The sequence below is a fragment of the Actinomyces dentalis DSM 19115 genome, from assembly GCF_000429225.1.
GTDB lineage: Bacteria > Actinomycetota > Actinomycetes > Actinomycetales > Actinomycetaceae > Actinomyces > Actinomyces dentalis.
In genome coordinates this window covers 1-11,935 of record NZ_AUBL01000023.1, presented here as the reverse complement: position 1 = coordinate 11,935, position 11,935 = coordinate 1, and the positions used below count along the sequence as shown (strand labels likewise).

The window sequence follows — 11,935 nt, the reverse complement described above, 5'->3', positions numbered from 1 at the left end:
GGGCGCGGTCCTCGTCAGAACCCGAGCCGGGCCAGGGCCTTGGGGTCGGACTGCCAGTCCTTGGCCGTGCGCACGTGCAGGTCGAGGTAGACCGGCCTGCCCACCAGCTCCTCAATGCCCTTGCGCGCCGCGGTGCCGATCCGCTTCAGGCGCGACCCGCGCCGCCCGATCATGATGGCCTTCTGGGAGTCGCGCTCGACGACGAGGCTCACCCGCACCTGGAGGCGGCCGCCCTCGCCCTTGATCCGCGAGCCGGTGGTGTCCGTGTCGGGGTCGAGGATCTCGTCGACGACGACGGCCAGCGAGTGCGGCAGCTCCTGGCGCACGTCCTCCAGGGCGGCCTCCCGGACGAGCTCGCCGATCATGACGGCCCGGGGCTCGTCGGTGATCTCGTCGGCGGGGTACAGCGGCGGGGAGGGCGGCAGGTGGGAGACCAGGACGTCGGTGAGGACGTCGATCTGCTCGCCGCGCAGCGCGGAGACGGGCACAATGTCCGCCCAGTCGCCCAGGGCGTCCACCGCCAGCAGCTGGGCGGCCAGATCCTGGCGGGTCACGGCGTCCGCCTTGGTGACCACGGCGACGACGGGCGGGCGGGCCTGGGCCAGGTCGCGGGCGATGAAGCGGTCGCCCGGGCCCACCTTCTCGTCGGCGGGGATGCACAGGGCGATGACGTCGACGTCGGAGAGGGTCTCGCGCACCAGGTCGTTGAGGCGCTTGCCGAGCAGGGTCCTGGGGCGGTGGAGGCCGGGCGTGTCGACCAGGACGAGCTGGGCGTCGTCGCGGTGGACGACGCCGCGCACATTGTGGCGGGTGGTCTGGGGGCGCCCGGAGGTGATGGCGACCTTCACGCCGACCAGGGCGTTGGTCAGCGTGGACTTGCCAGCGTTGGGGCGCCCGACGAAGCAGGCGAAGCCGGCGCGGAAGCCCTCGGGGGCCGCGGGGGCCGCGCTCGCGGCGGACCTGGCGGGCTCGGCGGGGGCGCCCGGGCCGGCGGCGGGCTCGTCGTCGCCGGACGGGCGGGTGGGTGCGTCGTCGGTCATGACCGTCCTCAAGTGGTGTCGTAGTGGCGGTGCGGCGGTATGGCCGCGGTGGTGTCGTAGTGGCGGTGGCGGTGCGGCTCGGCCGGGCGGCGCGGCCCGGGCTCGGCCGGGCGGGGCGCGGGGCGGCTCAGCCGGTCCCCTCGGCGGGGGCTCGGCTCACCAGCAGGCTCGTGACCCGGCGGCGCCTGCCCGTGGCCTCGTCGGCGACGATGCGCAGGCCCTGCACGTCCCCGCTCGCCCCGGGCAGCGGGACCCGGCCGATGGCCTTGGCGAGCAGGCCGCCGGCGGTGTCGACGTCGTCGTCGTCGATCTCCAGGCCGAACAGCTCGCCGAGCTCGTCGAGTCCCAGGCGCGCGGGCACCCGGAGCACTCCCCCGCCCAGGTCCTCGACCTCGGGCTCGGCGGGGTCGTGCTCGTCGGTCAGCTCGCCGACGACCTCCTCCAGCAGGTCCTCCATGGTGACCAGGCCGGCGATGCCGCCGTACTCGTCGACGGCCAGCGCCATGTGGACGTGGTCGGTCTGCATCTCGCGCAGCAGGTCGTCGGCGGCCTTGGTCTCGGGGACGTAGACGGGCTCGCGGGTGAAGGAGTCCACCGGGCGGTCGGCGTGCTCGGGGTGGGCGTCCAGGCGCCGCAGCAGGTCCTTGAGGTAGACGATGCCGCGCACGTCGTCGGCGTCCTCCCCCACCACGGGCACGCGGGAGAAGCCGGAGAGGATGAACAGCCTCATGGCGGCCGAGGCGGGCTTGCGGGCGTCGATGGTCACCATGTCGGTGCGCGGGACCATGACCTCGCGCACGAGGGTCTGGCCCAGCTCGACGACGCTGCGCAGCATCTCGCGGTCCTCGTCCTCGATGGTCTCGGCCTCGCCGATCTCGTCGATCATCTCGCGCAGGTCCTCGGTGACCTCGGCGCGCGCCTCGGCGTCGGTCAGGGCGGAGGCGCGCCCGTAGCGGGACTCGATCCAGCGCCACGGGCGCCCCAGCGTGTTGTCGACCGCCGCCACCGCCCCGGACAGGGCCAGCAGGACGCCGTCGGGGTTGCGCCGGCCCACCGAGCGCGGCGAGATGCCCACGACCAGGCCCAGCAGGACGGCGTTGAGGGCGACGGAGATGAGCCCGGCCGCCCACCAGCGGTCGACGAGCCCGGCCACGGCCAGCGTGAGCAGCACGGCGGCGAGCATGTCCACGGCCACGCGCACGGCGGCCACCGACCCCAGGACCTGGGTGCGGCGCTCGGCCAGATCCAGGACGCGCCGGGCCCCGCGGCGCCCGTCCTGGACCAGGTCCTCGGCGGCGGCCCGGGTCATGCGGGTCAGGGCGGCCTCGCAGGCGGACAGGAGCGCGCCGTAGACCAGGACGAGGACCGCGGCGACGACGAGGGCGAGGACCGGTGCGCCGTTCATGCGCCCCTCTGGGCCAGGAAGGTGAGCAGGAGGGTGCGCTGGAGAGCGAACATCTCCTCCTTCTCCTGCGGCTCGGCGTGGTCGTAGCCCAGGAGGTGGAGGATGCCGTGGGTGGTCAGCAGGAGCATCTCCTCGACGGCGCTGTGACCGGCCTGGAGGGCCTGCTTGGCGGCGACCTGCGGGCAGACCACGATATCGCCCAGGGTCCCGGCTGGGGTCTCGTGGTCGGGGGTGCCCGGGCGCAGCTCGTCCATGGGGAAGCTCATGACGTCGGTGGGGCCGGGCAGGTCGAGCCAGCGCTCGTGGAGCTCGGCCATGGGCTCGGGGTCGATGAAGAGGATGGACAGCTCGGCGCGCGGGTTGACGTGCATGACGCGCAGGACGTGGTCGGCCAGGGCGGCGAACTCGGCGGCGTCGATGGCCACCCCGGTCTCGTTGTTGACCTCGGTGCTCATGCGCGGCTCCTGCCCGTCGGGGCGATGGTGCGGCGGCCGACGGCGCGCCGGCGCGGGCCCCGGCGCCGGGCGCCGTCCGCCCGGTGCTCGGCGCGCGCGGCCGCCTGCTCGGCGTCGTAGCGGGAGTAGGCGTCGATGATGCGCCCCACGAGGTGGTGGCGCACGACGTCGTCGGACCCGAGTTCGCAGAAGCTGATGCCGTCCACGCCGTCCAGGATGCGGCGCGCCACCACCAGGCCGCAGGGGCGCGAGTCGGGCAGGTCCACCTGGGAGACGTCGCCGGTGACGACCATCTTGGAGCCGGCGCCGAGGCGGGTGAGGAACATCTTCATCTGCTCGGGTAACGTGTTCTGCGCCTCGTCGAGGATGACGAAGGCGTTGTTCAGGGTGCGCCCGCGCATGTAGGCCAGGGGGGCGACCTCGATGGTGCCGGCGGCCAGGAGCCGGGGCAGGGCGTCGGGGGCGAGCATGTCGTGCAGGGCGTCGTAGAGGGGGCGCAGGTAGGGGTCGATCTTGTCGGTCAGGCTCCCGGGCAGGAAGCCGAGGCTCTCGCCGGCCTCGACGGCGGGGCGGGTGAGGATGATGCGCGAGACCCGCCCGCGGACCAGGGCGTCGACGGCCTTGGCCATGGCCAGGTAGGTCTTGCCGGTGCCGGCCGGCCCGATGCCGAAGGTGATGGCGGAGGCCTCGATGGCGTCGGTGTAGGCCTTCTGGCCCAGCGACTTGGGGCGGATGGAGGTGCCGCGCACGGTCAGGACGTCGTCGGCCAGGACCTCGGCGGGCCGGGCGGAGGCGGCGAGCAGGCCGATGGCGCGCTCGACGGCGTCGGGCGTCAGGGGCGTGCCCGCGCGGGCGACGTCGATGAGCTCGGAGATGAGGAGGATGACGACGTCGACGCGCGACTGCGCGCCGGCAACGGTCAGGACGGTGCCGCGCAGGTGGATGCGCACCTCGGGAAAGCCCCTCTCGACGGCGCGCAGGACCTCGTCGTGGGCGCCCAGGAGGGCCACGGGGGCGAGGTCGGCGGGCAGGACGAGGCTGCGGGTGGTGTCGGCGGGGGCGGCGGCAGACCCGCGGGTGGCGTCGGCGGGAGCAGGGCCGCGGGTGGCGTCGGCGGCGGGTTCGCCGACACCGTGCAGGCGGGGATCCGCCGACGCATCCCCGATCGGCATGCCGTCTCCCAACGCGCCGTCTCCCCCGTCCGCGCGGTGCGGGCGGGGGTCGGGCGCCGGAGCGGCGGCGCGGGCCGAGCCGGCGGGGGCGATCGCCGCGGGGGCGGCCACTGGTGCGATGGGCGTATTGGGCATCGCCCCGATCCTAGCGGCTCGCCGCCGTCCATCATCCGAGCGTGTCGGGGTTCGGGCGCGCGCCGGCCCAGCGGGCGCCTTAGGGACGGCTCGGCGGAAGAGCGGCCGGGGCCGTGTGAGGAGCCGCACCGGATCGTCTGCTACGCCCCTTTTCCGCTGCTACGCCCCTTCACCCTTCGCTACGCTCGTTTTTCTCGTACAGCAGAGGGTGAAGGAGCGTAGCAGACGCAGGCCGCAGGCCCAGTGGCATACCGCACCGGGACGACCCCCGGGGGATCGTTTTGGTGATGTCATCTGGGCTCGCATTGTGCGAGATGGGCTGGCGCGGATCTAGCGCAGGTGGATTCTGTCGCGCTGAGCTCGCACCGTGCGAGCCGGGGTGGATTCCGTCGCACTGAACTCGCATTACGTAAGTCGGAGGGCTATTCGGAGGGCGTCTGGACGCATTCCCGGGGAGCGGTATAACGGAGTCCGCTCCCGTGAGAAAAATAAGCCCGCCTCATCAGGAGCCGCAGCCCGACGGCCCGGATCGACGCAGTGACGGGGACGGCGGATGCGAGGGTGAGGGCGGCGCGCGGGACCTCGCCGTCTTGTTCCGTTCCAGATCCTCACCACGCCGATCCCGGCCGGCCCCGGGATCCTTCTGGCGGGAAAGGTTCGTCATCCCAGGAGAAGAAGCGCCTTCGCCCCGCCAGGCGTCATGAGTCGGGTCTCGGGGCCGGGCGGCGGGGCGTCTCACGCCGGGGCGTCTCACTTTGAGGTGGGTCGCCTCCCCGGCCACCGGTAGCGTCTGGGCATCCGGTCCACGCAGCTGGGTCTGCCGCTCAGTCGCAGGCCGCCGTCGGGCCAGAGGCCCAGGGGCCGGACGCGGACCCGCTCGCCGATCCCGGGCCAGCGCTCCTCGGGAGAGGGATCGGCGCTCTCCTCCATGAGCCGGGCCCGCAATTGCCCGACCCTCCCGGAGTCCAGGCGCACCTCCACGCCCCAGTCGCGGTGGGCGACGACCGTCCCCTCCTCGACCGGCCCGAACCCCTCCGGGAGCGGGTACTGGCGCGGCGGGTCGTACCCGTTCACCAGGCCCTCCATGGCGCTGTCCCGGCTGGTCAGGCGCAATTCCTTATTATTGTAGATGTACCTGCGCACCCGGATGCGCTCGCCGATCTCGGGCCAGTACTCCCCGTTGCAGCGCAGGAAGTCGTCGTGAATGGAGTCCAGGACGATGACCCCATCATCACCGGACTCCTCCAGACGCACACCCATGCCCCAGAGGTGGTGAGCCGTCACGACGCCCCACTCGATCGGCCCCAGCCGTATCTCCTCCATATTCGTCCTCCTCAGAACCATTCACCATCGAGAGTGAAAACACCGGCGTCCCCTTCACGGGTAAGCGGGATCCACTCGCTGCTGACTATCATCTTACCGAGCCTTTCTCACCGGAACCGGCGACCCGGAGGATGGGATCGGCGCGGCGGGGCGGCCTCCTGCGGAGTTCGGGCGGGGCCGGGTTCTCGGTAGGGGCCTGGCGGAGGATCGCTCCCGGGCGATGCGGCTCCTCTCGGGCCGGGCGGGGTGCTGTACATTGGACAGGGGCGCTCCTGCGGGTGGGTTCGGGGTTTTCCGCATGATTCCGAGATTTTTCTGGAATGTCGATTTCCAGTGGACGGACTCTCGAAGGTTATTCGGGGGTGGCTTTGAAGACATGGAGCATGAAGGTTGTGGCGGCGATCTGCTCGGAGGGGTCCTCCTCGTCCGAAGGGTTGTTGCGAAGGCGTCCGAGTGCGTCTCCCCGCTTCGCCTCGACGGCGCATCCCGCATGGTGGGACGGCGTCTCGCATGTCGTGACGCGGCCGACTCGCGAGATCGTCACTCAACCCGCGAGATCGTCACTTAACCCGCGAGCACGTACCTCTAGCAGACGTGCTCGCGGGTTAAGTGACGATCTCGGCGGTCACCCGACGATCTCGCGGACCGCGGCGCCCGGCGCCGCTGCGCCCCGGGCGTCGAGATGCGCATTTCACCCTCGAGAACGACGGTTGGACGGTGGTCAAACGGCATTCAAGTGCTCCAAGGAGAACGCCGCCATGAACCCGCTGAATAACCTTCCGACTACCGCCGCCCCCTGCACATATTCGAACAGACCATCACCGCAGCACTCTCACTCTACGTCTTCAAAACCGCCTTCTGAATAAGCTTCACCGTCAACCGGTCCCGATCGGATGTGCAGAATCGCCCGGGTCGGACCGATGCCGCGCATCCGGGCCCGGCAGTAAGTACATCCGGGCCCGGCAGTGCCCGCCCCGACATCGCGGGCGCGACCCCCGGCACCGCCTTGGCGACCCGCAGCGGTCCCGGCTTCGCGCCGCTCCCCCGAAACCCACCCCGGCGGGCTCGAAGGCGCCGCGGACCCCCACCCGCCCAGCGTCCCTCCGGCGAGATGAGGTTCGTCGGGGTTCTCGCGGCGGAAAAAGGTGGCTCCCGCATACTTTTAGTACCCCGTCCCCGCCTCGCCCGCTCGGGGAATGGCGGAATGACGCCGTTCATCGAATGGCCGGACCCGCCGGACGCCCTTAAAGGTACGCGCCGGCCACCTTTTTCCGCCGCCAATGGGGTGCGTTCCGGGTGAACCCCCTGGCGCGGCGGCGGTTCCCCGCAGGTGATGGCGCCCGCCAGCGGGATGGCGGCGAGTCCCCCGACGCGGCGGCGGCTCAGGTGCAGCGGGATCGGGCCCGAGCAGCTGAAGCCAGCGAGCCCCCGGGTGCGGCGGCGTCTCGCATCGCTAAACAGCCAGGGCCACGGTCCCCGCCACGAGGACGGCCAGGCCGACCAGCGCCCGAGCGCCCACGCGCTCGCGCAGGACGAGGACCGAGAAGGCGACGGAGACCAGAATGCTGAGCTTGTCGACGGGCACGACGACGCTGGCGGGCCCGTCCTGGAGGGCCCGGAAGTAGCACAGCCAGGAGGCGCAGGTGGCGACGCCGGAGGCGAGTATCCAGGCCATCTCGCCGCGCGGCACGCCACAGGCGCCCTCGCGGCGCTCGGTGCCGGCACCCCCGTGGCGCCCGGTCACGCCGACCATGACCCAGGCCATGACCAGGACGACGCCGGTGCGGATGGCGGTGCCCAGGTCGGAGGGCACCGCGGTGACGCCGACCTTGCCCAGGATCGCGGTGAGGGCGGCGAACACGGCGGAGCCGATCGCGTAGACCAGCCAGCCGCCGCCCCCGGCCGGTGAGCGAGCCAGGGCGCGCAGGTCTTCACCGCGCAGCATGAGGAGCGTGCCGGCAGTGACCAGGACCAGTCCGAGGGCGCCCAGGGCGCCGAGGTCCTCCCCCAGGAGCGCCACCGCCATAATGACGGTCAGGACCGTGCTCATCTTGTCGACGGGGGTGACCCGGCTGACGTCCCCGAGCTGAAGCGCTTTGAAGTAGCACAGCCAGGAGGCGCCGGTGGCCAGGCCCGAGGCGATGAGGCAGGCGAGGCTGCGGGCGTCGACGGCGCCGAGCTCGCGGATCGAGCCGCTGAGCACGGTCATGGCCCACGCCCCGACGAGGACGACCGGGGTGCGCAGGGCTGTGGCGAGGGTGGAGTCGGTGGTGCGCACACCCTGCTTGGCCAGGATGGCGGTCAGTCCCGCGAACAGGGCGGAGCCGCAGGCGAACAGGAGCCACACGGGAGTCACGGTAGTCGGGCGGCGACCCCGCGGCCAGGGCGTCTGCTGGCGCCTCATGGCCGGGGCGCCGCTCCGACCGCCGGGGTCAACGACGGCGGGACCGGTCGGTGCTGACGAGGACCGTCGACGACCGGGCAGCGCTGCGCTGGCCGGGGTCAACGACGGAGTCGACTGACGGTGGGGCAAACGGCGGCAGGTTCCACGCCAGCGGCGACGGCGGGGACCGGCGGCGGAGCGCCCGACCCGGCGGAGCGCCCGGTCCGGCGGCGGGGTCAACGGGTCCGGCGCGGCACGGTGAGGGCGGCCACGGTGAGGACGACGAGTCCGCCGGCCGCCAGGAGGACCATGTCGAGCGCGAAGTCGGCGGTGGGGGTCGCGTTCGCGGTGAGCTCGCCGACGGCGTCGACGGCCCAGCTCATGGGCAGGACGTTGCTGCACAGCTCCAGGGCGCGGGGCATCTGGTCGCGGGCGACGAGCAGGCCGCACAGGAAGATCTGCGGGCCGACGACCACGGGCATGAACTGGACGGCCTGGAACTCGGTACGGGCGAAGGCCGAGACGAACAGCCCCAGGGCCACGCCCAGGAAGGCGTCGACGAGGGCGGTCAGGACCACCCAGGCCCAGGAGGCGGCGATCTCCACGTCGAGGAACCGCGCGGCCACGACGCACAGGATGAGCGACTGGCCCACGGCGACGACGGTGAAGGCCGTGGCGTAGCCGAGCAGGAGGTCGGCGCGGTGCAGGGGCGTGGTCCACAGGCGCTCCAGGGTGCCCGAGCCGCGTTCGCGCAGCATGGTCACGCTCGTGACGAGGAACATGACGATCATCGGCAGGATCGCCATCATGGACACGGCGATGCGGTTGAACAGGACCGTCGCGCCGGGGTAGTCGCGGTAGACGAAGTACAGCAGGGTGAGCAGGGCCGCGGGAACGGCCAGGATGAGGCCGAGGGTGCGCCGGTCGGCGACGAGCTGGGCCAGCACGCGGCGGACGGTGGCGGCGTAGGTGCGGATGTTCATCGGGCGGCCTCCGCATCCTGGAGGGCCCCATCCCGGCCGGCGGTGCCGCGGGCCCCGCCGCCGCGAGCGCCGCTCTGGCCATCCTCGCCGCGAGCGCCGTCGTCGTCCTCCCGACCGGCTCCGTCCCGGCCGGCGTCGCCGCCGCGGCGGATGACGGCGAGGAAGGCCTCGTCGAGGGTGGCGGCCCCGGTGCGCTCGAGCAGCTCGGGGGCGGTGGTGGCGGCCAGCAGGCGCCCGTCGCGCATGAGCAGGACCGAGCCGCAGCGGAAGGCCTCGTCCATGACGTGGCTGGAGACCAGGAGCGTGGCGCCCTGCGCGGCCAGGTCCTGGAAGGCGTCCCACAGGTCCTCGCGGGTGAGGGGGTCCAGTCCGACGGTGGGTTCGTCGAGGACGAGGAGCTCGGGGCCGGCGACCAGGGCGCAGGCCAGCGACGCCCGGTTGGCCTCGCCCCCGGAGTAGGTGCTCACGCGCCGGTCGGCCAGATCGGTCAGGCCGACGACGGCCAGGACCTCGTCGACGTCGCGGGCGCGGGGGCCGGCCAGCGAGGCGAAGTAGCGCAGGTTCTGTCGGGCGGTGAGGTCCTTGTAGACGGCGGTCCCCTGGGTGACGTAGCCGACCCGGCCGCGGATGGCGGGGGCTGCGGGCTCGTGGCCCAGGACGCGGGCCTCGCCGTCGTAGCGCTGGACGCCGACGAGGGTGCGCATGAGGGTGGTCTTGCCGCAGCCGGAGGGGCCGAGCAGGCCGGTGACGGAGCCCGCGGGGAGGGTGAAGGACAGGCCGTGGAGGGTCTCGCGCCCGCCGCGCGCCACCCGCAGGCCCCGGACGGCGACCGCGGGGGCGGGCGGGGCGCCCGCACCGTTTTTCATCATGTGATGAATCTACGTCCGCGGCACCCCCTCCGGCAAGGGCCCGTCGTCGGACCCGATCCCCAGGTCGCCGGTGAGGTAGCGCTGGATGGTGGGGCCGACGGCGGCCGCCAGCACCCGCGCGTCGGCCGCGCGCACGGCCCCCAGCCGCGCCACCCACCGCGCCATCCCCAGGCCGATCAGCTGACTGGCGACCAGCTGGGAGCGCAGCTCCACCCGGTCGGGCGCCACGCGCTTCACCATGGGGGTCACCACGCCGCCCACGACCATGCTGCGGATGCGCGCCACCACCGCCTGGTTGCCGAGCGCGGCGCGCACCACCGCGGCGAAGCGCTCCTCCCCCATGCGGTCCCACTGGGTGACGAAGGTCCGGACGATGGCCTCGCCCTGCTCGGAGTCGGGCAGCCGCTGGACCTCCTCGAACTGGGCGGGATCCATCGGGGGCCCGTCCGGGGCGCCCAGGACGGACTCGACGAAGAGCCCGGAGCGCTCGGGGAAGTAGTGGTGGACCAGGGCCGGGTCGACGCGCGCCTGACGGGCCACGCCCCGCAGGGACGTGTTGTAGCCGTCGCGGGCGAAGGCCGCGCGGGCGGCGGCGAGGATCGCCTCGCGCGCGTCCGGGCTGCCGGCCGGACGGCGGCCGCGCCGGTTCATGCGCCGCCGCCTGCAGCGGGGCGCGGGCGGCGCCGCGAGGTCGTCTCGATGAGCAGCCGGTGGGCGGCGAGCAGGGCCGCCCCCTTGGAGACGGCGAACTGGGAGACGGCGGCCTGGCTGACGCCCTCGGCCGCGGCGATGCGCGCCTGCGTGCGCCCCCCGGTGAGGCCCGCGAGCATGCGGCGCTGCCTGGGACTCAATCCGGCCAGGGCGTGGTCGCGCAGGAGCAGGAAGGCGTTGACGAGGGCCTCGTCGCCGTCGTCGGCCCGGTACCGGGTGCGCACATACGCGCCGCCGCCGTCCTGGAGGGCGCGGGCGCGGTCGATCGCCTCGCGGGCGAGCCGCCAGGCGCTGCCGTCCTGGAGGGCGCGGGGTCCGGAGCCGCCTGCGAGGTCGGTCCGGCCGCGCCCGACGCCGAAGCGCAGGTCGAGGTCCTCGGGCAGGAGGAGCCGTATGCGCAGGATGAGGGCGAGGGCCTCCGGGAGGGCGGGGGCGAGGGCCTGGAACTCGTCGCCGACTGCGGCGCAGGGGGCCGCGATCAGCCCCAGGCCCTCGGCCGCCTCGGCCAGGACGGTCTCGAAGCGGCGCTGGGCGTCGGCGCGGTCGGCCAGGTCGCGGGAGCGGACGATGTCCATGAGGATCGCGCACACATCAGCCATACTTAAGTCTATAACTTATATTGCGGCGAGTACAAGCGGGATCATCGTCCTGCGCCCGCCCCGGGGCTGGTGCGGGGGCCGGGTCCGGGCTACTCTGACATCAATCGACCCCCGACCGGCCTCCGCTCCTGTTCCGAGCGCGCTCAAATGGGGGTTATAGGCGTGGGTGTGTTGTTTTAGGAGGCGTGTCGGGGTCAGTGGGTGCGTCCGGCCCAGCCCTTGCGCGTCCACAGGCCCTCCTCGGGGGTGGGGGTGGTGCCCCATCCGGCGGGGTGGGGGCGTGCGCTCGTCCTGGTCTTCCTGGTGGGGAGGCGTGCGGCCGGTCTTCTGCCGTCCTGGTTCCAGGCCTTGAGCGCCTGGGTCGGTGTGGGCGGCTGCTCGGTGAGCCGGGCGAGGGTCCAGTCGATGATCGCGGCCTGGTGGTCGGGGCCGGCTCCGCGGTGGTGGCGCAGGGTGGCGCGGACCTGGGCGTTGATGGCTTCGACGGGGTTGGTGGTGCGCTCCAGGGGCGTGTGGCGGGGCTCGCCCGCGGGGCCGGTCAGGTAGGCGAACAGAGTTCCCTGCTTGGCCAGACGCTCCAGGCGTCTGTGGGCGCGGCGGGTGCGGGGGTGGGTGTACCACCACTTCCTGCCGGTGGCGGCCGCGGTGGCGGGGTCGTCCTGGGCGGTGGTGCGCTGGTTGAGCCAGGTGCGGTACTCGGTGGCGTAGTCGTTGAGCGCGGTCAGCCAGTGGGCGGCCTGGTCGGTGGTGGTGATGGTCAGGAGCTTGCGCGACAGTCCCAGCAGGGCGCGGCCCTGGGTGGTACGGGGGTGGAGGGTCAGGTCGCGCACGGTGTCGCGGTGGACGTGGATCAGGCAGCG

At 73.1% G+C, this 11,935-nt stretch carries 10 protein-coding genes and 1 pseudogene; all 11 read right to left on the bottom strand.

From position 1 onward, the window contains the following. Nucleotides 1-14 precede the first annotated feature (14 nt). The gene (era, locus tag G446_RS0106175; protein ID WP_026409499.1) at nucleotides 15-1,040 is read right to left on the bottom strand and encodes a GTPase Era; all 1,026 of its coding nucleotides are present in this window, start codon (nucleotides 1,038-1,040) and stop codon (nucleotides 15-17) included. 127 nt (nucleotides 1,041-1,167) lie between these two features. Continuing rightward, entirely contained in the window at nucleotides 1,168-2,445 is a 1,278-nt protein-coding gene (locus G446_RS0106170; RefSeq protein WP_026409498.1) for a hemolysin family protein, read from the bottom strand. After that, the gene (ybeY, locus tag G446_RS0106165; protein WP_026409497.1) at nucleotides 2,442-2,900 is read right to left on the bottom strand and encodes an rRNA maturation RNase YbeY; all 459 of its coding nucleotides are present in this window, start codon (nucleotides 2,898-2,900) and stop codon (nucleotides 2,442-2,444) included. Before ybeY ends, G446_RS0106170 begins: the two co-directional genes overlap by 4 nt. Next, nucleotides 2,897-4,072, bottom strand: a complete 1,176-nt coding sequence (locus tag G446_RS16315) for a PhoH family protein (RefSeq protein ID WP_084779043.1) — start codon at nucleotides 4,070-4,072, stop codon at nucleotides 2,897-2,899. Before G446_RS16315 ends, ybeY begins: the two co-directional genes overlap by 4 nt. Nucleotides 4,073-4,957: 885 nt before the next feature. Further along, nucleotides 4,958-5,530 carry a hypothetical protein gene (locus tag G446_RS19855; protein ID WP_026409495.1) on the bottom strand — a complete coding sequence of 191 codons (573 nt, stop codon included), beginning with the start codon at nucleotides 5,528-5,530 and terminating at the stop codon, nucleotides 4,958-4,960. Nucleotides 5,531-6,983: 1,453 nt separating this feature from the next. Further along, a complete protein-coding gene (locus tag G446_RS0106150; RefSeq protein ID WP_026409494.1) occupies nucleotides 6,984-7,877 on the bottom strand; it encodes an EamA family transporter in 894 nt (297 codons plus the stop codon). Between the two features lie 272 nt (nucleotides 7,878-8,149). Further along, entirely contained in the window at nucleotides 8,150-8,896 is a 747-nt protein-coding gene (locus G446_RS0106145; RefSeq protein ID WP_026409493.1) for an ABC transporter permease, read from the bottom strand. Beyond that, the gene (locus G446_RS16310) at nucleotides 8,893-9,762 is read right to left on the bottom strand and encodes an ABC transporter ATP-binding protein (RefSeq protein ID WP_084779042.1); all 870 of its coding nucleotides are present in this window, start codon (nucleotides 9,760-9,762) and stop codon (nucleotides 8,893-8,895) included. Before G446_RS16310 ends, G446_RS0106145 begins: the two co-directional genes overlap by 4 nt. Before the next feature lie 12 nt (nucleotides 9,763-9,774). Continuing rightward, nucleotides 9,775-10,416: a TetR/AcrR family transcriptional regulator gene (locus G446_RS16305; protein ID WP_051285710.1), complete on the bottom strand. Its 642-nt coding sequence runs from the start codon at nucleotides 10,414-10,416 to the stop codon at nucleotides 9,775-9,777. Beyond that, complete coding sequence (locus G446_RS16300; RefSeq protein WP_084779037.1) at nucleotides 10,413-11,075, bottom strand: SatD family protein; 663 nt, start codon at nucleotides 11,073-11,075, stop codon at nucleotides 10,413-10,415. The genes G446_RS16305 and G446_RS16300 overlap by 4 nt, the downstream gene beginning before the upstream one ends. Before the next feature lie 194 nt (nucleotides 11,076-11,269). Then, nucleotides 11,270-11,935 (bottom strand): annotated as a pseudogene (locus tag G446_RS20295) (hypothetical protein); the annotation flags it as partial.